23 protein-coding genes are annotated in these 22,262 nt (G+C 38.8%); 10 read left to right on the top strand and 13 right to left on the bottom strand.

All coding sequences use genetic code 11. From position 1 onward, the window contains the following. The first annotated feature begins 227 nt into the window (after nucleotides 1–227). The gene (proC, locus tag BM386_RS03830; protein ID WP_091691712.1) at nucleotides 228–1,028 is read left to right on the top strand and encodes a pyrroline-5-carboxylate reductase; all 801 of its coding nucleotides are present in this window, start codon (nucleotides 228–230) and stop codon (nucleotides 1,026–1,028) included. 291 nt (nucleotides 1,029–1,319) lie between these two features. On the opposite strand, the gene BM386_RS03825 is transcribed toward proC, so the two are convergent. Continuing rightward, a complete protein-coding gene (locus BM386_RS03825; protein WP_170857028.1) occupies nucleotides 1,320–2,858 on the bottom strand; it encodes a peptide MFS transporter in 1,539 nt (512 codons plus the stop codon). Between the two features lie 283 nt (nucleotides 2,859–3,141). On the opposite strand from BM386_RS03825, the gene pckA reads away from it, so the two are divergent. Both pckA and BM386_RS03815 read left to right on the top strand, forming a co-directional pair. Next, complete coding sequence (pckA, locus tag BM386_RS03820) at nucleotides 3,142–4,743, top strand: phosphoenolpyruvate carboxykinase (ATP) (protein WP_091691711.1); 1,602 nt, start codon at nucleotides 3,142–3,144, stop codon at nucleotides 4,741–4,743. Nucleotides 4,744–4,979: 236 nt separating this feature from the next. Continuing rightward, nucleotides 4,980–5,417, top strand: coding sequence for a peptidylprolyl isomerase (locus BM386_RS03815; protein ID WP_091691710.1), 438 nt, complete (start codon nucleotides 4,980–4,982; stop codon nucleotides 5,415–5,417). 106 nt (nucleotides 5,418–5,523) lie between these two features. Here the strand turns inward: BM386_RS03815 and BM386_RS03810 are convergent, their stop codons facing one another. Beyond that, a complete protein-coding gene (locus BM386_RS03810; RefSeq protein WP_091691709.1) occupies nucleotides 5,524–6,360 on the bottom strand; it encodes a tetratricopeptide repeat protein in 837 nt (278 codons plus the stop codon). Further along, the gene (locus tag BM386_RS03805; RefSeq protein WP_091691708.1) at nucleotides 6,357–6,869 is read right to left on the bottom strand and encodes a hypothetical protein; all 513 of its coding nucleotides are present in this window, start codon (nucleotides 6,867–6,869) and stop codon (nucleotides 6,357–6,359) included. Before BM386_RS03805 ends, BM386_RS03810 begins: the two co-directional genes overlap by 4 nt. Nucleotides 6,870–7,018: 149 nt before the next feature. Here BM386_RS03805 and BM386_RS03800 point away from each other — a divergent pair, with 149 nt between their 5' ends. Further along, on the top strand, nucleotides 7,019–7,624 hold the full coding sequence (locus BM386_RS03800; protein WP_091691707.1) for a hypothetical protein: 606 nt from the start codon (nucleotides 7,019–7,021) through the stop codon (nucleotides 7,622–7,624). Here the strand turns inward: BM386_RS03800 and BM386_RS03795 are convergent. From BM386_RS03795 to BM386_RS03770, 6 genes are all read right to left on the bottom strand, one after another. Further along, the gene (locus tag BM386_RS03795) at nucleotides 7,621–8,325 is read right to left on the bottom strand and encodes a TrmH family RNA methyltransferase (RefSeq protein WP_091691706.1); all 705 of its coding nucleotides are present in this window, start codon (nucleotides 8,323–8,325) and stop codon (nucleotides 7,621–7,623) included. The genes BM386_RS03800 and BM386_RS03795 overlap by 4 nt on opposite strands. A gap of 16 nt (nucleotides 8,326–8,341) precedes the next feature. Then, nucleotides 8,342–10,972 (bottom strand): DNA gyrase/topoisomerase IV subunit A, encoded by a 2,631-nt coding sequence (locus tag BM386_RS03790; protein WP_091691705.1) that lies wholly within the window; start codon nucleotides 10,970–10,972, stop codon nucleotides 8,342–8,344. Next, nucleotides 10,969–11,298, bottom strand: a complete 330-nt coding sequence (locus tag BM386_RS03785; RefSeq protein ID WP_091691704.1) for a hypothetical protein — start codon at nucleotides 11,296–11,298, stop codon at nucleotides 10,969–10,971. The genes BM386_RS03790 and BM386_RS03785 overlap by 4 nt, the downstream gene beginning before the upstream one ends. After that, a complete protein-coding gene (locus BM386_RS03780) occupies nucleotides 11,282–11,911 on the bottom strand; it encodes a SatD family protein (RefSeq protein ID WP_091691703.1) in 630 nt (209 codons plus the stop codon). The genes BM386_RS03785 and BM386_RS03780 overlap by 17 nt, the downstream gene beginning before the upstream one ends. A 102-nt stretch (nucleotides 11,912–12,013) precedes the next feature. Further along, nucleotides 12,014–13,915: a DNA topoisomerase IV subunit B gene (locus BM386_RS03775; RefSeq protein ID WP_091691702.1), complete on the bottom strand. Its 1,902-nt coding sequence runs from the start codon at nucleotides 13,913–13,915 to the stop codon at nucleotides 12,014–12,016. Nucleotides 13,916–13,938: 23 nt separating this feature from the next. Next, nucleotides 13,939–14,433 carry a DNA topoisomerase IV gene (locus tag BM386_RS03770; protein WP_091691701.1) on the bottom strand — a complete coding sequence of 165 codons (495 nt, stop codon included), beginning with the start codon at nucleotides 14,431–14,433 and terminating at the stop codon, nucleotides 13,939–13,941. 115 nt (nucleotides 14,434–14,548) lie between these two features. Here BM386_RS03770 and BM386_RS03765 point away from each other — a divergent pair, with 115 nt between their 5' ends. Next, nucleotides 14,549–15,781, top strand: coding sequence for a sterol desaturase family protein (locus BM386_RS03765; RefSeq protein ID WP_091691700.1), 1,233 nt, complete (start codon nucleotides 14,549–14,551; stop codon nucleotides 15,779–15,781). A 3-nt stretch (nucleotides 15,782–15,784) separates the two neighbouring features. Further along, entirely contained in the window at nucleotides 15,785–16,171 is a 387-nt protein-coding gene (locus BM386_RS03760; protein ID WP_091691699.1) for a hypothetical protein, read from the top strand. Here BM386_RS03760 and BM386_RS03755 read toward each other — a convergent pair. Together BM386_RS03755 and BM386_RS03750 are read right to left on the bottom strand one after the other, a co-directional pair. Continuing rightward, a complete protein-coding gene (locus BM386_RS03755) occupies nucleotides 16,152–17,084 on the bottom strand; it encodes an ROK family protein (protein ID WP_091691698.1) in 933 nt (310 codons plus the stop codon). The genes BM386_RS03760 and BM386_RS03755 overlap by 20 nt on opposite strands. 46 nt (nucleotides 17,085–17,130) lie before the next feature. Then, complete coding sequence (locus BM386_RS03750) at nucleotides 17,131–17,619, bottom strand: YkgJ family cysteine cluster protein (protein ID WP_170857043.1); 489 nt, start codon at nucleotides 17,617–17,619, stop codon at nucleotides 17,131–17,133. Nucleotides 17,620–17,728: 109 nt separating this feature from the next. Here BM386_RS03750 and BM386_RS03745 point away from each other — a divergent pair, with 109 nt between their 5' ends. Then, complete coding sequence (locus tag BM386_RS03745; protein WP_091691696.1) at nucleotides 17,729–18,103, top strand: arsenate reductase family protein; 375 nt, start codon at nucleotides 17,729–17,731, stop codon at nucleotides 18,101–18,103. On the opposite strand, the gene BM386_RS03740 is transcribed toward BM386_RS03745, so the two are convergent. Further along, nucleotides 18,081–18,917 carry a CvfB family protein gene (locus BM386_RS03740; protein WP_091691695.1) on the bottom strand — a complete coding sequence of 279 codons (837 nt, stop codon included), beginning with the start codon at nucleotides 18,915–18,917 and terminating at the stop codon, nucleotides 18,081–18,083. The two genes, BM386_RS03745 and BM386_RS03740, sit on opposite strands and share 23 nt — an antisense overlap. A gap of 178 nt (nucleotides 18,918–19,095) precedes the next feature. Between BM386_RS03740 and BM386_RS03735 the strand changes: the two genes are divergently transcribed. Beyond that, a complete protein-coding gene (locus BM386_RS03735; protein WP_091691694.1) occupies nucleotides 19,096–19,986 on the top strand; it encodes a 3-hydroxyacyl-CoA dehydrogenase family protein in 891 nt (296 codons plus the stop codon). A 6-nt stretch (nucleotides 19,987–19,992) separates the two neighbouring features. Then, the gene (locus BM386_RS03730) at nucleotides 19,993–20,610 is read left to right on the top strand and encodes a deoxynucleoside kinase (protein ID WP_091691693.1); all 618 of its coding nucleotides are present in this window, start codon (nucleotides 19,993–19,995) and stop codon (nucleotides 20,608–20,610) included. Between the two features lie 242 nt (nucleotides 20,611–20,852). On the opposite strand, the gene BM386_RS03725 is transcribed toward BM386_RS03730, so the two are convergent. Continuing rightward, a complete protein-coding gene (locus BM386_RS03725) occupies nucleotides 20,853–21,500 on the bottom strand; it encodes a DUF7255 family protein (protein WP_091691692.1) in 648 nt (215 codons plus the stop codon). 356 nt (nucleotides 21,501–21,856) lie between these two features. Between BM386_RS03725 and BM386_RS03720 the strand changes: the two genes are divergently transcribed. Further along, nucleotides 21,857–22,246: an Hpt domain-containing protein gene (locus BM386_RS03720; RefSeq protein ID WP_244545451.1), complete on the top strand. Its 390-nt coding sequence runs from the start codon at nucleotides 21,857–21,859 to the stop codon at nucleotides 22,244–22,246. The last annotated feature ends 16 nt before the right edge of the window (nucleotides 22,247–22,262 follow it).

Here is a 22,262-nt window from a genome sequence, read left to right as displayed (position 1 = left end):
AATCTGGCATGGGAAATAATCATTTCTCCGTATGTCGTTTTAAGAAGACAAGTAATCTGTACTAAATGTAAAACAAACTTTACTTTATGTCAAGTAATTTTATCAAATATTTTTGCGATGGATTTTGTATAAAAAGATTAATTGTGCACAATATTTTATGAATTCACACAAAAACAGCCTATTTGTTTACCTTTAATTAATAAATCCATACAATAATTATATTTTCTATGATTTCGAAAATGAAAATAGCCATCATAGGCTGTGGTAATTTAGGTGCTTCCATTGCAAATGGACTTTTGAAACGAGATGATTTTGATCCAAAAAATCTCACTCTTACCAAAAGGCATGTAGATAACCTCAGTGGTTTTGCTGTGTTAGGCGTAAATGTTCAAAGTGACAATATCTCAGCTGCTGCAAATGCAGACATTATTATCCTTGGAGTGAAACCATATAATGTCGCTCCTATTCTAAGTGAAATAAAGCCATCACTCAATCCTGAAAAGCAAATTATAATATCTCTGGCCACGGGAATCACACTTGCAGAGATGTATCAGGTAATTGATTCAAACAGCATCACTTTTCGGGCTATGCCAAATATTGCGGCGGATATACAGGAGTCAATAACCTGTATCTGTGCCCAAAATGCTAATGAAGATCAAATCAAACTAGTTTCTGAATTATTCGATGGAATCGGATTTACCATCCCGATTGATGAAAACCTAATGGAAGCTGCTACAGTTTTGGGGGCTTGTGGTATTGCATATGTGCTACGATTTATGCGTGCAATGATCCAAGGGGGAATACAAATTGGTTTTGATTCGGTCACGGCAAGTAAGATTGTAAACCAAACTGTAAAAGGTGCCGCTGAATTAATGATTCAAAAAAATATGCACCCAGAAGCTGCGATCGATAAGGTGACCACCCCAAAAGGATGCACTATTGTGGGATTAAATGAAATGGAGCATCAAGGCTTCAGTTCTGCCATGGTAAGAGGTGTGATTGCCAGCTATGAAAAAATAGCCAAATAATTGATTTGGTAAAGAATTAGTAATATTCAAGGAATATTAATTCTAAATCAGGAAAAATTACTATTTATTTGATTAAGAATAACTTTAAGATTGTTTTTCTTTTGAATCTTTTCACTAGATTTGTCTCGGGTGATAAACAACTTTTGCTATTCCTTTTTCAATGACACGATTTTTAAAGGAAGGACTGTTTGGTAATTTTTCTTCCTTCCTTTCATATTTCATTTACCATCAAAAAAGCCTTCTGAAAATTTTCAGAAGGCTTTTTTGATGGTTTAGCATGGCGAATGACGCCTAATGCACATCCCCCATCATTCTTTTAATAAATGGAGAAGCGATCAATATCAATAGCCCAGCTCCTACCGAATACATGGCAATTAATAAAAACCCATCTGTGTAAACTCCCAGCGTATCAAAACCACCGATATTTTTATCTGTACTTTCAATCGCCAGTTGTTTGCCTATAAAACCTACCACCTGAAAGGCAAAAGCAGATGACAAAAACCAGACTCCCATCATAAATGCCACAATGCGCTTGGGAGACAAGTCGGTGATTTTAGAAAGTCCAACCGGAGACATAAATAACTCCCCAATTGAAATCAAAAAGTACATTAACAGCAAATAGGCAAAAGGCACAAGTCCAGCTTCATTTGCGCTATTCTTGCTGATATGCAGAATATAAAAGCTAAGTCCTGCAAACAACAGCCCCATTCCAAACTTAAATGGAGTTCTTGGATTCAGATTCTTTTTAGACAGAGAAGTCCAAAGCAGTGAAATAGGGATAGCCAGAATGATGATCCACATCGAGTTTAAAGAATTGGTTTGCGAAGCAGTCATAATCCCCCCTAAATCAATATTTCTCGCTGCAAATAAGGTGATTACACTCCCCGATAGTTCGTGAAATCCCCAGAAAATCGTCATGAAAACCGTAATAAGAACTGCTACGATCAGCTTGCCTCGCTCTTCTTTTGTTGATTGGAAGATGATGAAAGCCAAGTAGGCCAAAATACTTACTCCAATTATTTTGAAGATAATGTTTACGATATTCTGATCTCCAAAGAAATCACCATCGCTCCCCAGTGGCTTATATGTTGACAATAAATAAGCAACTACAGGTACCATCAAAAACGACAGTAAAGGGATCAAGTATCTGTTTTTAACTCCAAAAACTTTACGATCAATCTCTCCTGTCGCCGGAGGCATTCCTTTATCACCAAAAACGCCATTGCGAATGCCAGTCCAAAAGAAAATAAGGCCAGAAAGCATGCCAAATCCCGCTAAACCAAAACCATAATGCCAGCCATAGGCTACCGCCAGCCAGCCACACAATAAAGGCGCGATCCAGCCACCGATATTGATTCCCATGTAGAAAATAGTAAAACCGGAATCTTTCCGCGCATCTCCATCTGGATATAAGGTTCCTACAAAGGTTGAAATATTAGGCTTAAAGAAACCGTTGCCAACGATTATAAGCGAAAGGGCAAGAAAAAAGGCAATGTTATTTTCGACAGCCAAAACAAAATGTCCGAGAGACATTAATATTCCGCCTAGAAAGATGGAATTTCGCATTCCAAGAATTTTATCAGAAATCCGTCCTCCGATCACCGTAGAAGCATAAACTAATGATCCGTAGGAAGCATAAACAGCTGCAGTGGCATAATCTCGATCGCTTAAGGCTTCAAAAATAACCTCGACCATATATAAGGTGAGTAGTGCCCGCATGCCGTAGAAACTAAATCGTTCCCACATCTCTGCAAAAAATAAGTAAAATAAGCCTTTAGGATGGCCAAATAGTGTTGGCTCAGTCAATTCAGAAGTAAGGTCTTTTTCCAAGGATAGTTTTATTTGGGTGAAATCAATTTTACAATGATAAACCTTTTTAAGGTTTGTTTCCAAAGGTAAAGCTGTTGAATTAAAGCCTAATGCCTAATTTTTGTCCCCTATGAAAATAGCGTATTCATGAAATAATCTCTAACACAAACCCTCGACCAAATAAATATCTGTTTTTTCTACACAATCGATTGTAATTAAAAATAAAGGGTATTTCATTGCTTTTTGTCAAGGGGTTTTTGCTAGTTTTGTGCAGACAATTTTCAGATTGTAAACCCAAATACTTATGCAGGAACTAGATCTGGCTACCCAGACTTCCCCCCTGGCTTTTCTTCAATCAACTACTGATAGAAAAGTTCACCACAACCTTCCACCGGCAGAACTGGTGGAAATTGCTTTAGCACGAGAGGAAGGGAAACTCACTTCCACCGGCGCATTGATGGCCGATACCGGTAAATTCACCGGTCGATCTCCAAAGGACAGATACATTGTCTTGGATGATAAGACCAGAGACTCTGTCTGGTGGAGAGATATCAACATCCCCTTTGATTCACAGAAATTCAAGCTGGTGTTTGAGAAAATGCAAGCATTCCTTTCGGATAAGGAGCTTTTTGTGAGAGATGCATATGCAGGAGCTGATGAAAACCATAGATTGAAACTCAAAATAATCAATACTAAAGCATGGCATAACCTATTTTGCCACAACATGTTTTTGAGGCCTTTAGAAAGTGAATTGGTTGATTTCCAGCATGATTTTACCATCATCTGCGCTCCTGAATTCGAAGCCAATCCAGAAACGGATGGCACAAAAAGCCCAAACTTTGCTATCATCAACCTTACTGATCGGATTATTCTGATCGGTGGCACAGGCTATGCCGGAGAAATGAAAAAGGGAATATTCTCAGTTCTCAATTTCATCCTACCCCATGACAAACAGATACTTTCTATGCATTGCTCCGCAAATGTGGGGATTGAGGGCGATACGGCAATTTTCTTTGGGCTATCTGGTACAGGAAAAACGACTCTATCGGCTGACCCAAACAGAAAACTGATTGGCGATGATGAGCACGGCTGGACCGAAGAAGGTGTATTTAACTTTGAAGGAGGCTGCTACGCCAAAGTCATTGATCTGAGTAGGGAAAAAGAGCCTGAAATCTGGGATGCTATTAGATTCGGATCAATTGTAGAAAACACGAGATTCAAAGCAAATTCTAGAGAGGTAGATTTCGCCAACAAGTCTGTCACTGAAAACACAAGAACGGCTTATCCGATTGATTTCATTCCCAATGCATTGAACCCTTCAAAGGCTGGAATCCCTAAGAATATATTCTTTCTCACAGCAGATGCTTTTGGCGTGATCCCTCCTATCGCTAGATTGAATAAAAGTCAGGCCATGTATCATTTTATTTCTGGCTATACTGCTAAAGTAGCTGGAACAGAAATGGGTGTCACGGAGCCAAAACTTACATTTTCCGCCTGTTTCGGCGCAGCTTTCCTCCCTCTTCATCCAACCAAGTATGCTACACTGTTTGGAGAAAAAATGGAGAAATACGAGACGAAAGTTTGGCTGATCAACACCGGCTGGACTGGAGGACCTTATGGCGTGGGGTCTAGAATGAAATTGGCCTATACTCGTGCGATGATCACAGCTGCATTGGAGGGAAAACTAGACCGAGTGGACTATCGCCAACATCAAGTTTTTGGATTTGAAATCCCGCAAAACTGTCCAAATGTTCCATCACAAATTCTCAATCCAAGGGAAACTTGGTCTGATAAAGAGAGTTACGATAGGCAAGCTAAAACTTTAGCTGAAGCCTTTAGATCAAACTTTGAGAAATTCAAAGTATTTTCTTCTGAGGATATTTTAGCTGGGCAGCCACTTTATTGATAGGTTTAGATGATTTGCTGCCTCAAGCAAATTGATAATGCTAGTTGTTGATTATAAAGTGTTTAAGTCATGGATCTATTATACTAGGAAAACAAAAATGATGAATGTATTGCCAACTGGAATGCTAAAAAATCTGCTTTGAATAATTAATGTTACAAAACTTATAGTAATTATTATATTTTTGCGCAGCTTAAAATGTAAAAGCTCCCAATTGAAAATAACGAAAACCTGAAAATATGAAGACAGCAGAATTGATTACAGAGAAAGGAACTATGAAAGTGGAGTTTTATGAAAATGATGCTCCTATCGCGGTTCAAAATTTCATTGACCTAGCAAATAAGGGATTTTATGATGGTTTGACTTTCCACAGAGTTATTCCAAATTTCGTGATCCAAGGTGGCTGTCCTAAAGGAAATGGAACAGGTGGGCCTGGATACCACATCAAATGTGAGTTAGATGGGGAAAACCAATACCATGACCGAGGTGTGCTTTCCATGGCTCACGCTGGAAGAAACACTGGAGGTTCCCAATTCTTTATCTGCCATAGCAGAGACAATACGGCTCACTTGGACAGAAATCACACTTGCTTCGGCAAAGTTGTGGAAGGATTGGATGTAATCGATGAGATCAAAGCTGGAGACAAAATCGAAAAAATCGTAGTTTCAGAGTCTTAAAAAAAAGAAATCATTCTAACAATGTCCTCTTAGGCTAGATGCTTTTGAGGACATTTTTTTTTAAAAAGTATAGGAGTACCAATCGTAAGTAAACTTAGTTTCTATGCTATCCGGACGTTGCATAGGCCTTTTTTAGCTCTGCTTCAATTTCGCTCAAATAGATTTTATCTGCTATGTGTGTATATCCATCTAACATAATCCTACCTTGTTTGTATAGTTCAATAGCCTTTTCCAAATGAGCAATGTATTCACTTCGATTTTTTAATTCGCGATGAGCCACAGCGATATAGTACTGATTTTCTGCAAAGTCATTCTCTTTTTCTTGTTTAGAAAATAAATCTAAAGCTTTTTCACATTCCTCATTGGCCAAATACAGAACACCCAGATGGAGGTAGTCATATTTTCCCACAAAATGCGTTGTATCTGCTAATTGAGTTTCAATAATCTCTATAGCTTTAGACCTTTCACCTAGAGCTTTGTAAGATAATGCTCTAGCAATATTTAAATGATAATCCCCGTTTGCGGATGTTCCAATATCATAGCTGATCAAGGAGTCTAACAGTTCTATATCTTCAATCGCTCCTTTATAATCCCCGAAAAACTGATACCTGCACCACCCACGATACCCCAGATTCTCAATAGGATTGTATATCACTGCCTTGTCTATCAGTTTTTTCCAAGTTAAAAAATCACCACTTTTTAAGTACCCAACAGATTTTGCCCGATAGGCATAGTCATACGTTGAGTCGATGGAGAGGGCTACGTCTAATACTTCTTGGAACTCTTTGCTAAACTGATAGAGGCCTGCAAGGCGTTCAGAAACTAAGCAAGCCTTATATTTTAAACTATCTCCTTTGTAGAGATAGGAATTGCAGTTTTGCTGTCCATACATTTTTCCAAGGGTTGAGAAAAATAACAGCATAAAAATCAATCTAATCTTCATGGTAAAATCTCTAGAATGTTTCCCTCCTCAATTTTGAAAATAAGGTATTGATAATAATCTAGTGGTTCTTCTATAGTTGGTAAAATTTTCCAACCATCAAGTTGCTTGGTTATTTGTAGAAGCTGATTCGTAATTCGCTTATCGAAAACCATCTCATTGTAGTTATTGTCCATAGCAATCACCCGAAATCTACCCGATTCTCCTTTACAGTTTACGAGGAATCGAATTCTGATTAGACCACTGTCATCTACTCCAACAGGTTTATAGCTGTTTTTGAACTCTTGAACCATTGCTAGTTTTTCTCCCTCATACTGAAATCCCTGGCCAAAATTAAAATACTGTCTGGCATTTGAATCTCCATGACATAGTTTAAAATCAGCCTTATCAAAATCAGGATCATAGGGAATATCTCCTACCCAACGAAGGTAATCTGCTTGGCTTTCAGCTTCCTTTTCTGAACTGCAGGCACTTAAAAATAGAAGGGCTACTAATAAAACAGTCTTGACCATAATTTGAGGACTTACATAGATAAATATGAAATATGCGCAATTCCATACCTTAAAAATTATAGAACGAAAATAATAAAACTAGGCACCATTCCAATTTTCAAAGGTTGGAATAGTTATTGAATAAGGGTCATTCCTTTTGAAAATAACCTATGAAAGAACGTCTTACCCTACTCACCATCTTATTTTTTGTCTCACTATCCATTGCCCAAGCTCAGCGCTATGGTACCGCTGTAGGACTTAGATTTGGCAATAATAACCAATACAGAACAGTTGGATTAACTGCTCAGCAGCGAATTACCAAGCGACTTTCCATCGAGGGAATTATCCAATCCGATTTCAAATTAAACACCACCCTTTCGGTGTTAATGGAAAAACACCATCCGATCATCTCCAAAAGATTCAATTATTACTACGGAGCTGGCCCATCTATCGGAGTAGAAGAAAGTTTTGTCAAAGATCCTGAGTCCATGCAAGTGCTTCATACCTACGGAAATGGTACTGTGGGATTGGATTTGCTTGGAGGTCTGGAACTAACTGTGTTGAACACCGTGATTTCTGTTGATTACAAACCGAATATCAACTTGGTAGGGCGAGAAGAGTTTTATAGAGGTCAAATGGGAATCTCTGCCCGGATGGTACTAGTGAAAAGTAAAGAGCAAAAGAAGAAACAGCGTCAGCGCCAAAGAGCCAAAAACAAATCCCAAAAAGTGCCCTTGAAAGAACAAATCAATTCACTTTTCGAGAAAAAGAATTAAGGATTCTTCGATTTTAAATATGCTTTCTCGTGTAGATCATCTCTTTTGACCACAGATCTAAACCACTTCATTCTGAGAAGTTGCTTCTCTTCTTCAGTTAAATAGAAATCAGGATGGTCATATTTCCCGACTTTTTTCATCAGCTCATATAATGTAATAGAAGCTGCCACCGAAATATTAAAACTCTCTGTAAAGCCAAGCATAGGGATATGGACCAATCCATCCACATTTTCACGGACTTCGTCACTGATGCCCTCATGCTCGTTGCCAAACACAAGAGCAATCTTCTTATCGGGCTCTAAGTCATAAATAGATATTGACCCTGGCAAAGGGCTGGTTCCATAGATTTTGTAGCCTTTTCCTTTAAGATTGGAGAAGCAGTCCTGTACGGCAGACCCTTCTTTCGTATAGTATTTATGGAGATCAATCCACTGGGAAGCACCACGCGTTACAAAAGGGTTGACTTTGTACTGGTTCACTTTCTCAATCACATGAACATCCTGAATGCCAAAGCAATCGCAGGTTCTCAGAACTGCACTGGCATTGTGAGGCTTGAAGATATCCTCCAGTACCACCGTAATAAAGCGGGTTCTTTGCGCCAATACTTTCTCCATCACTGATTTCTTATTTTCAGTAATGTATTGACTCAAATAATCCAGCCAGCCTTGATCTATAGATTCTAATTGATTAGGTGTATTCATCTAAAAAATGAGGGAACTAAAATAGCCCCAATTGATCTTCATCATCTTTATCCTTCTTAACATTCAGATCTATTGTAGAACCTACTTCAAGATCGTCATCTGCATCGGTGTTTTCCTCATCCGATTCTGAATCAGATTCCTTTCCCTTCTCAGCCTTTTTGGATTCGATTAAGCTTAGGTCTTTGATTTCATAGGTACTCAGTTTATTACCTAAAGCTTTCCAACCTTTGACATCAATAAGCATATCCAAGTCATATTCCATCTCCTCTTCTACTTTCCCCTTGATCAACGTCACACGAGCTTGCGGCTGCTTTTCTGTGGAAATAAGCTTTAAATACGAATTTTTATGATCAGAAATGAAATTGAAATTCTTATTCAACGTGGTTGTTTCGATCTGGAACCTCTTTATATAATAGGTTTTACTACCACCATCAAAGTATATGGCTGACAGCACCTTATCTGGATCAAATTTCTCTATCAATAAAATATTTGGAGCATCGTATCTATTTGTCAATTCAAAGCTGGTCAGCTCATAATCGCCGTTTTTATAACAAACCAAAATCCGGTCATCACCAAGGAAATTACCGATCAAAGTTCCACGCTCGTCAGTATTCAATCTACCTACAATCGAATCGTAGTAAATATTCAATCCGCCTAAAGTAGAAACCCCTTCCATCTTTAGTTGAATCTTTCTGATTGGATATCTAGTCAGAATATTACCTCCAGCTCCTCTTCCTTTAATATCAATCGTAGCAAAGTCAAAGTCAAAAACCTTCACTCGGGCTTTTGCTCCTTGGGTCAAATAAACGGTAATGATTTCTGCTTCACCGTTTGGATTTGCAGTCAGGTAAAGGTGCTTCGTTCCTTTTGTCCCTTTGGTCAGCAAGTACTCCTTGTCACGAGTTACAGCTAAAACCTGGAACCGTTTAACCATTGCACGGCCAGTTGCACCGTCCAGATAGATGTAATTATAGACCATGCGCTCATCACCTTTTCGGAATACAGCGACATGCAGAATATCCTTGCCCATGAAGTTCTTCTCCTGAATCTTGGAAACCATACAGACACCATCTTTCCGAATCACAATGATATCATCAAGATCAGAGCAGTCACATACAAATTCATCCTTTTTGAGCCCATAGCCTACAAAACCATCGGCTCGGTTCACATACAACTTGGCATTGGTCGCTGCCACTGCATTAGCCTGGATCGCATCAAAAGTCCTGATTTCAGTCTTACGCTCACGTCCTTTGCCATATTTAGCTAAAAGGTTTTCGTAATAAGCAATCGCATAATCGGTCAAATGTCTTAGATGATGATTTACTTCCTTCAGTTCATCCTGAAGCCTTTTCATTAATTCATCTGCCTTGAACGTATCAAATTTGGAAATACGCTTGATCTTAATCTCCGTTAGGCGAACCAAATCTTCTGTCGTAATTTCTCTGTAGAAATCTGGCTTGTAAGGATCCAAACCTTCATCGATCGCCTTCAACACATCATCCCAAGTCGTACACTCTTCGATGTCACGGTAAATTCTATTTTCGATGAATATTTTTTCCAAAGAGGAGAAAAGTAACTTCTCCATCAATTCAGCTTTACGGATCTCTAACTCCCGCTTAAGAAGCGCTTTTGTCTGCTTGGTATTGTATTCTAGAATTTGATTTACGGTCAAGAAAACTGGAGTATCCTTGATAATCACACAGGCATTTGGAGAGATTGACACTTCACAATCAGTGAAAGCGTACAACGCATCTATCGTAACATCCGGTGAAACTCCTGGCGCCAACTGAATCGCGATCTCTACATCTTTGGCAGTGTTATCGACAACTTTCTTGATCTTAATCTTTCCTTTGTCATTTGCTTTCAGGATAGAATCTATCAAAGAATCTGTAGTAACTCCAAAGGGTATATCTTTTATTAATAAGGTTTTACTGTCTTCTTCTTCAATTCTTGCTCTAACCTTTACTTTACCTCCTCTGAGACCTTCATTGTATTCAGAAAAATCTGCAAATCCTCCTGTTATAAAATCGGGAAGAACGTTAGTCTTGTTTCCTTTTAAGATTTCAATAGAGGCGAGAATCAACTCACAAAAGTTGTGTGGAAGAATTTTGGTAGAGAGACCTACTGCGATACCTTCTACACCTTGAGCCAGAAGAAGCGGGAATTTGACAGGAAGTGTGACAGGTTCACGTTTTCTACCATCGTATGAAAGTTGCCACTCGGTAGTCTGGGCATTAAACAATACTTCCAGCGCAAATTTGGAAAGTCTCGCCTCAATATATCGGGCGGCTGCGGCACGGTCACCCGTCCTCACATCTCCCCAGTTACCCTGAGTTTCTATCAGAAGTTCCTTTTGCCCAATGTTTACAATTGCATCCCCAATAGAAGCATCTCCGTGAGGGTGAAATTGCATGGATTGACCGATGATATTGGCAACTTTGTTGAATCGACCATCGTCCATTTCCTTCATTGCGTGCAAAATCCTTCTTTGCACTGGTTTCAATCCATCCTCGATAGCCGGAACAGCCCGTTCTAGAATCACATAAGAAGCATAATCCAGGAACCATTCCTTGTACATTCCTGTCACTGGGACAGAAGTATGCAAGGACTCATCTCCGTTCGTAGGTAAATTGTTTTCTTCACTCATAGTATTGTCCAGTATTTATATAGCTGGAAGGTTAGCAAAACCAATCCAACAGAAATCATATTCCCAATCAGGAAATAGTCATTTGAAATTTTGTTTTCATCCGCTTTGATTCTTGTACCGATTTTCAAAGCTCCAAATAGGGTTAATCCGTGATAAACACCACTTATCAGGCAGAGATAGATAAATATTCGCTCTATAATTCCATTCCACATGGGACGTTTGGAACCATTGTTTTTTAGGTATTTCATCCGAACCAGCTCAAAAATGATATAAGCGATTACTTCTGAAGCCAGATAAAAACACACGAATCTAATCCCTATCTCCATATATCAGATTGACAAGTTTCCTTCTTTTTTGGTAGGAGGTGAAATCCAATGACTTGAATCTTCTCCACATCAACGAGACATCTTTGTCTAAGTCCTTAGCTACCTTTTTGTAGTCTTTAAATTCAAAATAACCTTTTATGATTTCTCTGTCTTTCCATTTCCACTGCTCCTGCAGCTCCAATAGAAGATTGAGTGATAAAGCCATCTGAAGTTTTTTGGGGAAATCTCCATTAAGCACCAGCCTGTCTTCTTCTGACTTCATCTCAATCAAAGCCTCTCTTGCCTCAGATAATCCCGATCCCAACATACCGTAAGCGATCACAGGGTTTATTTCTGTAGCTATTTCTCCCAAAGTCACACTATACCGAATCAAAATAGGTATCTCCAGCTGCCATCTATATTCTTCCAAAGCAAAGACAATCGTAGCAATTGCTTCTTTTGATTTCACAATACCCTGAAATTCATCTCCAAGCGTAATTGTAAGCGGAGAGGCTAATTCAGCTTTAAATGATTCGTTAACCATTTTTATTAGCTGCGTAAAATTTCTCTGCAAGGTTACTTGGTCTGCATCGCTGCTTTTGACCACATCCCCCATTATGATCCATTCACTCATAGCTTTATATCTACATTTTGTGCATTGTAAATATAAGTTAATTTCTAGTATTATTGTACTTTTTGTGCAATTTTAGCAATTATTGTATTTTTAATGCAAAAACTAAGCGGCTTCATTATCTTCTTCTGTCTCTCCCTCTTTCTTTGGATCCTCCAGTGCCAAATCCTTCTCTATCTTCAAGTTTTTGATTATAAAGTTCTGTCTATTAGGCGTGTTTTTACCCATATAGAAAGTCAGCAAATCAACTATCTTAGTTTCCTTGTTCAGAATAATTGGTTCCAAGCGAATATCCTCTCCGATAAACCCACCAAATTCCTCTGGAGAGATCTCTCCCAAACCTTTAAATCGAGTGATTTCAGGCTTGTTTCCAAGTTTATGAATTGCCCGCTGACGCTCCTCATCTGTGTAGCAGTAGATCGTTTCCTTCTTGTTTCTTACTCTGAAAAGAGGCGTTTCCAAAATGAATAAATGTCCATTTTTAACCAAATCAGGAAAAAACTGTAAGAAGTAGGTCATGATCAACAAGCGTATGTGCATGCCATCGACATCCGCATCGGTTGCAATTACAATCTTTCTATAGCGAAGGTTTTCTATTCCATCTTCAATGTTTAGCGCATGTTGAAGCAGGTTGAACTCTTCATTCTCATAGACCACTTTCTTAGTCATACCAAAGCAGTTCAGAGGCTTTCCTCGTAGCGAGAAAACCGCCTGAGTCTGTACATCACGTGATTTAGTAATAGATCCGGAGGCAGAGTCACCCTCTGTAAGGAAAAGCATGGTATTCGCTTTCACATCATCATTAGCTTTTGGATCATCGTAGTGTACACGACAATCTCTCAGCTTTTTATTATGAAGATTGGCTTTTTTGGCTCGCTCATTTGCCAGTTTCTTAATTCCGGAAATCTCCTTGCGCTCACGTTCAGATTGAAGAATTCTCTTCAGCAGCGCATCTGCAACCGCAGGGTTTTTATGCAAATAATTATCGAGTTCAGTTTTTAAGAAATCGTTGATAAACGTACGGACAGTAGGCCCATCTGGTCCTACAGATTGGGAACCTAGTTTTGTTTTCGTCTGAGATTCGAAAACTGGTTCTTGAACACGAATGGAAATAGCAGCAACAACACTTTGACGAATGTCTGAAGCATCGTAATCCTTTTTGAAGAATTCCCTAACTGTCTTTACTACAGCCTCACGGAAAGCCGCCAGATGCGTTCCTCCCTGCGTTGTGTACTGCCCGTTGACAAAAGAATAATACTCTTCCCCATATTGATTGGAGTGAGTAAGTGCCATTTCTATATCATTTCCCTTTAGGTGAATGATCGGGTATCGCTGGCTTTCTTCGTCTATTTTATTGGAAAGAAGGTCGAATAGACCTCTGTCAGAAAAGTACTTCTTACCATTATAATTGATCGTGAGACCAGCATTCAGGTAAGCGTAATTCCAGATTTGATTTTCTAAGTACTCGGGAATGAAATGATAGTTTTTGAAAATGCTTGCGTCTGGTGAAAAAACCACCTTAGTTCCATTGCGGTCTGAGGATTTATTTACTGGTGGATCATTTACCAAAATCCCCTTTTCAAACTCAGCAACTTTGGTTTCACCATCACGATAAGCCTGAACTTTGAAAAAATCAGAAAGTGCGTTAACTGCTTTGGTACCGACTCCATTTAGACCTACTGACTTTTGAAAAGCTCCTGAATCGTATTTACCCCCAGTATTTATTTTGGACACACAATCAATCACTTTTCCCAGTGGAATCCCACGACCATAATCCCGGACTTCCACTTTGTGTTCAGAGATTTTGACGTCTATCGTTCTTCCATATCCCATCATGTGTTCATCGATGGAATTATCCAATACTTCTTTTACCAATACATAGATCCCATCATCCTGGGCACTTCCGTCTCCTAATTTACCGATATACATACCCGGTCTTAGTCGGATATGCTCCCTCCAATCCAGGGATTTTATACTGTCTTCTGTATATTTTACTTCTCCAGCCATAGTTTAATTAAAGCTTATTCTGCTCAAGAATAGTTTTTTACCTGATTGAATTTCCCCACTAGTATTCCAAATAAACCTAGCACCCAAACCACGAAAAGCCCGGGTATGAGGTAGAAAAAGAAATTGAACTGACTTGCTGCAATTACTTCCTGGTTATTTATAGCATGCGTGTAAAACACCAGCATTCCTAAACTCATGTTTAGAATTCCACCGAAGGAATAAAACCAAGCCAAATAATAATCCCGGAATTTATCACCAATTGGGAAAATGCGGATCAATCCTTTGTGATTTTTGGTTTCAAGTAATTTTGGGGGCAATAGAACAATCACATTCATTATAATAAATATGGCTATCATTCCATAGAAAAATGTACTCTTACTGAGCCTTTCAGGCGATAATCCATTTTCATCATAATTGTAACTGATGTTCTCAGGCAACGCTGAATAGAAATAAAGCAGGAAGAAAATGAAGAGGGCAACAGTAAGGAAATAAAAGGCTTTTCCGAATCGGTAATACATAATTGAGGGGAATTGAATGTGCTAATATAAAGGATTTGAACAAACAGAATCCGACTTCTCAATGTTCCTTTTATCATTATCTTTGACAAGTAGCTTCAGAAAAACACCCAAAATAATGAACCTCAGTCCAGTAGTGATCGCAATCCCGATGTATTTCATCTTGATGGCAATAGAAATGATTGCGCTCAGATTTCAAAAACATCCCGGATATAGACTCAATGATGCCATCACCAACATCAATTGTGGGGTGATCTCCCAAGTCACTGGAGTATTTATCAAAATCCTTTCTATCGGGATTTACACGTTAATCTACCAGCACCTAGCCTTCTTTCAAATCCCTAATAACGTTTGGACATTTTTCCTGCTTTTCTTCCTTTACGACTTTTGTTACTATTGGGCACACAGAATGAGTCACGAGATCAATTTATTCTGGGGAGGACACGTAGTGCATCATTCCAGCGAGGAATACAATCTCTCCGTCGCGCTTCGTCAAAGTAGCACTCAGACTATTTGGACATTCTTTTTCTATTTTCCACTCGCGCTTCTGGGGTTTGATCCAGTAATGTTGGTTTTGGCTTCAGGAATCAATCTTCTCTATCAGTTCTGGATTCATACTGAGGCAATAGATAGAATGGGATTTTTGGAGAAATTCATGAATACCCCATCGCATCATCGCGTTCATCATGGTAGAAATCCCAAATACATCGATAAAAATCATGCAGGGACCTTCATCATTTTCGATAAATGGTTTGGCACTTTTCAGGAAGAGGAGGAAAAACCTACTTACGGCATCACTACTCCTGTAAGAAGCTGGAACCCTGTTTGGGTGAATCTGGCTCACTATTCCAGTATGAAAGAAGAACTCAAAATGATCCCTAACTGGTCCGACCGATTGAAGTACCTTTTCAATAAACCAGGATGGTTGCCAGACTACCTGGGTGGATACCGAGCTCCAAAGGAAGTCGAATCTGATTACCAAAAGTTCGACACAGTAGTTCCAGCTTCCTTAAACTGGTATGTTTTTACCCAATACATCTTCGTATTGCTCCTGACGGGATTCTTTTTGTTCAAGGTTGAATCATTCACCTGGATTCCAAAAGTGCTTGTCAGTATCCTAATCATTTGGACTACGGTAAGCTTTTCTGGTGTCTTTGAAAAAAGAAAATGGTATCTGCCTCAGGAGTTACTAAGAATTTTAGCATTTGCAGGAGTTGTCTTTTTCCTAATCCAATCTCTCCTACCTTTGCCGATTCTAATAGGAGTTTTAAGCGCGTTTACTATTGCCTCTTTCTTTTGGCTTTGGAAAAATCAGCAGTTAAACTCTCAAATACCTTCTATTTCCCTATAAATCATGAATAAATCTCTTTTGCTTTTTCTTACCGTAGCTCTATCCATTGCTTTTTCCTGCAGTTCAAAAAGAGATACCGGAAGTATGAATATGGAAAACTGGAAAGCTGACCATTATGGATGCAAAGGGTTAAGAATACATGATTTGGAAGAACTGGAGCGTCTAAAGAACACTTTTCTAGGCGTTGATAATCAGGCATTGATTAAAACGTTTGGTCGTCCTGACCGAGTGGAATTGGTGGACAAAAGCCAAACTTTTTTCTTTTACTTCCTTGAGCCAAGTAATGCTTGCGAAGGCGTAGAAATAGAAAAAGAACCCCTAAGAGTTCTTTTTCGCTTAAATGCTATTAGTAAAGTATCTGAAGTAACGATTACAACCCTGAACCCATAAAACAAAGGGCTGCAGCGCCTAGCGTGCCAGCGTTGTTTTCAAGGGTAGCTTTTTTCAAAACCAAATCCTTACCATAATATTGGGTTAAATACTGTTTGATCGTACGGTCAAGTGTAGGCATCATAAATTCCAATCCAGCTGAAATTCCACCTCCAAAGTAAACATCAGTCACATCTAGAATTCTGATCGCTGATACGATCGCTTCTCCAAGGATTCTGGCTACTTCTTCAAAAACCATCAAAGACACCGGATTACCTGCTTTGGCAGTATCCACTAGCAAGTGTGTTCCTAGCTCCGCTCCTACCAATACTCCAGCTTTTTCTGGGTATGCATCGATAAGTCTGCCCATGATATTCAATATTCCTTGTCTTCCGACGAGTGTTTCAAGTCTTGCTGCTCCCTTAGAAAGCATATGTCCCATCTCCATGGCATTGCCTCTGGATCCTTTAAATACCTGTCCATCCAAAACTAATGCACTACCAATGCCAGTCCCCATAGTAATGAAGAGGAAGTTCTGAGCCGGATCTTCCTTTCCAAAATAGAATTCACCGATGGCAGCTGCAGCCGCATCATTTTCTAGAAAAAAATCATATTTCGGATATTTCTCTTCCAGGCTACCTTTCAAATTGAACCCGTTCAAACTCGGGATTGCGGGAATCTCCAAAGGCGTGGTTCTATCTTTGGATATCATTCCGGGTAGGCCAATTCCCACCTCTTTCACCTGTGGATATTTGCTTAGATATTTCTCCAAACCAGCAATAAATGCAGGTCCAAAACCTTCAGGATGGTCACGATAAGAAGTGGTGTCTTCCTTTACAAAGTCTAAAATATTGCCTTCTCGGTCAACAAGGCCAATTTTCAAATGAGTTCCCCCCACGTCCACTCCAAGGAAATGCGCTTCCTGATTTTGCATAGTATTATTAATAGGTTTACGGTTTCAAAAAAGCAAAAGAAAAGTATTACTTCCTATAATCCTTCCCAATCTGCTGGAAAATTTTGAAAACTGCCGGACAAACGAGTGTATTTTTAAGTGAAAGCTCCAAAATACCATGCATTTTTTTACGATCGGTATGAGGATACTCTCGGCATGCTTTCGGTCGATCTTCATAGACTAGACATTTATTATCTGTTCCGAGAAAAGTACAGGGTGAAGAATTCAACACATAATCTCCTTCATCATCACGATGTAAATATTCGTCAATGAAAGCGCTGCTTTTCATTCTAAATACTTTCGCCAAGCGATCAATATCCGTATTCAAAAAAATTGGACTTGTCGTTTTGCAACAATTTGCACATTCTAAGCAATCAATTTCTTTGAACGCCTCATTATGCAATTCCTCAAATTTTTCATCCAATACTTTAGGCTTTACTTTTCGAAGTCTAGCCTTCAATTTTTGATTAGAAGAATATTCTGATTTACTCTCTTTATTGAAATTTTTAAGATCGATTTTCAAGTTTAATAAAAGTTAAATGATGAAAAATCAATATTTGTAAAATTAATTCTTTTATAAACTATAGATATTCAGTAACTTAAGGTAAACATAAACCCGAGTAATTATGAAAATGCACCCTTCAGAACTCTACTTCTACCATTCTCCAGCTCAACCTGTAGATAAGCAAACACTGGCTTACGCAAAGTCAATTTCCAATTTTGTCAACTCAATTGACCTGACCAAAGAAAGGCTTACTGCCACGCAGTGGAACAGTCTTTTGATCAAATTAAACTTAAGAGCCAAGGACCTCCTAAACCGAGCACATCCTGACTATCAACGGTTCATCGCAGGAAAAAACTGGGACGAGGAAAGCTGGTTGAACATCCTGATCAAATCTCCTAACCTGATCAAAGCCCCAATTGCAAGTCTTCGCAACAGCGCAATTCTCTGCATCACTCCAACTGATATCTTAAAGCTTAATTCGATGCATTTAGTCTGATCCCATCTGGTTCTATTTGGATCATTCTAGCCTTATACAATTGGCCGATGCATTGTTTGAAATGCTTCTTGCTCATTGCCAGTTGCTCCTGAATCTCCTCAGGAGCAGACTTATCGTGCAAAGGCAAAAAACCTTTAGCTTCTAAGATTGCCAGTATTTTTTCAGAACCTTCGTCATATTTTACCCGGCCTGGAGGAAGTAATTGCAAATCCAACTTCCCATCCTCCCGGTTCTTCTTGACATAAACCTTCCTCTTTTCACCAAGCTCTAAAGGCTGGAATACTTCATTTTTAAAAAGTAAGCCTTCGTATTCATTGTCTATCAAAACTTTGAATCCAAGATCGGTTTCCTCAAAAATCACCCCGTCAAGCTCTTTCCCTTCTTCCCAATCAAATGGAGCCAAACGCAGGAAATCTCTGTATTTATTAACTCCGATTAATCGGTTAGTCTTAAAATCCACACATATTTTAACCAGATATTTCTGCCCAACCTCCATATTCTTACCCATCTCTGACTTAGGAACAAAAAGATCCTTTGGCAATCCCCAATCTACAAAGGCTCCAAAAGAAGTAACTTCTTTGGCTTCCAAAACGGCAAACTCATCGAGTAAAGCCAGAGGTTTTTGAGTGACTGCTACCGGGCGATCTTCACTGTCTGTGTAAACAAACACTTCAAGTTCGTCTCCTTCTTTTTCCTCACCAGTGAGGTATCCTTTAGGTAGTAAGAGTTCTTCTCCAGAGCTTAGTGCTAAGTAAGCTCCGAAATCTGTAAATCTATTGATGGGTAATTTTGAAATTAGACCAAGTTCTTTCATGTGGCAAAGGTAGGTATTAATCGCAGTTTGAAACTGAACTTTTGTGACAAACAAAGTCGGAGATCCAAAGTTAAAAAATTGGATTTGCTAGTAGTCGGAAGTAGCTTTGAACTCTTCAATAGATAAAATCCGTTGAATTAAAACCCAAAATCTAACTTTAATTTTTAATCACCCTTTTATGAAAAACATCTCAGTTATTGGCTCAGGCACAATGGGAAATGGCATTGCTCATGTATTTGCGCAGCATGGCTATGAAGTAAGTCTGATCGATATCAAACAGGAATTCTTAGATAAAGCATTGGCTACCATTACCAAAAACCTAGATAGACAAGTAGGGAAAGAATTGATTTCTGAAGATGATAAAATTGCAGCTTTAGGTAAAATCAAAACATTCACAGATCTCGAAACTGGTGTGAAATCTGCCGATTTGGTAGTTGAAGCAGCTACTGAAAACATGGAAATTAAATTGGACTTGTTTAGACAAATAGACCAATACAGTCCTGATAGCGCAATATTGGCGAGCAATACCTCGTCTATTTCCATCACAAAGATCGCGGCCGCTACAAAAAGACCAAAGCAAGTTATCGGCATGCATTTCATGAATCCTGTTCCTGTGATGAAACTGGTAGAAGTCATTCGTGGATACGCAACTTCAGATGAAGTCACCGCGAAGATTATGATGTTGTCCAGCAATCTTTCAAAAGATCCTGTGGAAGTGAACGATTACCCAGGTTTTGTAGCCAATAGAATTTTGATGCCGATGATCAACGAGGCGATTTATTCATTGTTTGAAGGCGTAGCAGGTGTAACTGAAATTGATACGGTAATGAAACTGGGAATGGCACACCCAATGGGTCCTCTTCAGCTGGCAGATTTCATAGGGTTGGATGTGTGCCTTTCTATCCTGAGAGTGCTTCATGACGGTTTTGGCAATCCAAAATATGCTCCATGTCCTTTATTGGTTAATATGGTTCAAGCAGGTTACAAAGGCGTAAAATCAGGTGAAGGTTTTTACAAATACACAGCTGGAAGCAAGGATTCTATTGTGTCTCCACGCTTTACGAAATAAGAACTCATGCATATCGCAGTATCTGGAAATATAGGTAGTGGAAAGACTACACTAACCGAAAAACTAGCCAAACACTATGGCTGGAATGCTGAATTTGAAGCTGTAGATAACAACCCATATCTTCCTGATTTTTATGAGGATATGCAACGGTGGGCTTTTCATCTTCAGGTTTATTTTCTCAATTCCCGGTTTAACCAAATCCGACAGATTCAGGAAAGTAAAATCCCAACTATTCAAGACAGAACCATCTACGAAGATGCGTACATTTTTGCAGCCAATCTTCACAAAAGTAAGCTGATGACTGAGCGGGATTATGCTAACTACCTTAGTTTGTTTGACAGCATGATCTCCCATGTGAAAGCTCCCGACCTCTTGATCTATCTAAAAGCAGACATTCCAAAGCTAGTGGGGCAAATCGAGAAAAGAGGAAGAAGCTATGAGACAACAATGCGGATCGATTACCTGAAGAACCTAAATACACATTACGAAGAGTGGATTGCTGCCTATACCGAAGGGAAACTGTTGATAATTGATGTCAACAACCTTGATTTTGTGGAAAATCCGGCTGACTTCTCATATGTGGTGGAAAAAGTGGAACGAGAGATTTTCGGACTGTTCTCTTAATCTTTAATGGAGTTTTTCCCCACAAAAAAAAGCATAAAGCTTTGGAAGCTAGGCTTTCTATGTTTCTAAGCAGTAAAAAGGGTTAACCACATAGAAACATAGATTTTCATAGCTCTGAAATAGTAAGATTCCAGTTGAATAAGATTTTCCTTATTGCCTTTATGACTTTTGTGGTAAAAACTTTTTCGCCTAAACATTAACAAAGAACATAAAGACCTCTATGTCGCTGTTCTGGAGTACTTTCACCCTTGGTATTTCCGGTTAAACCAATTCAGCAACATGGCTCTTTGCTCCTCTTTGGGATTGATAAGTAATTGATCCAATCGCTTCAGAGAACCTCCTGTCATCAACGTCTCATATGGGGTAATGCGAAAAAGTTTATAGCCGTGAATTCTCGTTTGTAAGTCAAATTGAGCATCGTTGTAAGCGGTGAGTTTCCAACCAACCGCTCCGTTACCCGAAAAGTCTCCTGGCTCAGATGCTTCACCAAAACAATGCTTAGCTATTGGGGCGCCGTTCCAGATTCTTTGCTGCAACCCTACCTTCAAGCATTCCTTCTCGTAAGTTCGGCAAAGCCTTTTTTGAGTTTCTAGAAAAGGGAAATTCAATTCTGAATAAAGATCTGATCTAAAGGAGATTAGTCGATATCTATTAAAATGAAATTCTTCATCATACATGAATAAATTACGTCCTATTTTGAAATCAAACTTCAACTTTTCAAGTAAGGGGATTTTTCCAAGTCCACCCAAATCTTCATAGATTTCTGCTAGCCAACTTTTGCCTTTTTGATCCAAATATTTTGGTTCTATTTCCAGTTCAAAATCCCGCACAAAATCAACCTCTCCCTCACGTAATATAAGGTCAAGCTGTCGGGTCATTAAGTTATCCATTGAGTTGGTTTTTGCTCAGCAGGTTTGCTGAGTAAGTGTGTTCTTTTGCAAATAGAGATTGGTGGAAAGCCTACTTTGAGTCCTTTTCCAGATCATCTCCGATTCGTTGTTCCAAATTACCTTTTGATCCTGGGAATGTAGTTCTCTGGGAAATATCATATCCGATCCAACACATGATTAACATGAAAATCACAAATAGGATCAAAAAGATTTTCTTATTCCTCTGCATTTGCATTTAATTTTCAAATAATTGAAGCCCAAAATTAACCAATCATAGGAATTCTATGACCATTGTTCATGAAATATTGAATCAGAAGGCTATAAAATTATACTTTTTCAAAATTGTGTTTAATTTTATGAAGACGGTACCAAACGCACTTTTTACATTCTACACCTTTTTTCTGCCCAACATGTATCAATACATAAGTGAACAATCCATTTACCAGTACTTTGGCGATGACGAGCCAGAGATGATTCGAGAGATGGTTCAAATAATATTGGACACAAACATTCATGACTTAAAAGAATTGGATATCTATTACAATCAAAATGAGTTCCCTACAGTCAAAAAACGCTGTCACAAGGCAAAACCTAGCATGAGCTACATTGGAGCTCAGAAGACTCGTAAATTATTGGAAGAAATCGAGAACAATCCAGATAAGTATCGTGAGCTAAACGATAATCTTCAGACCCAACTAATCGCAATAGAAGCGGAACTCAATCAGTTTCTTGAGGAACTAAATTAATTTCAGAATAAACAAA

The sequence above is a fragment of the Algoriphagus locisalis genome (genome assembly GCF_900116615.1).
GTDB classification, from domain to species: Bacteria; Bacteroidota; Bacteroidia; order Cytophagales; family Cyclobacteriaceae; genus Algoriphagus; species Algoriphagus locisalis.
This window is presented reverse-complemented; position numbering and strand designations above follow the sequence as displayed.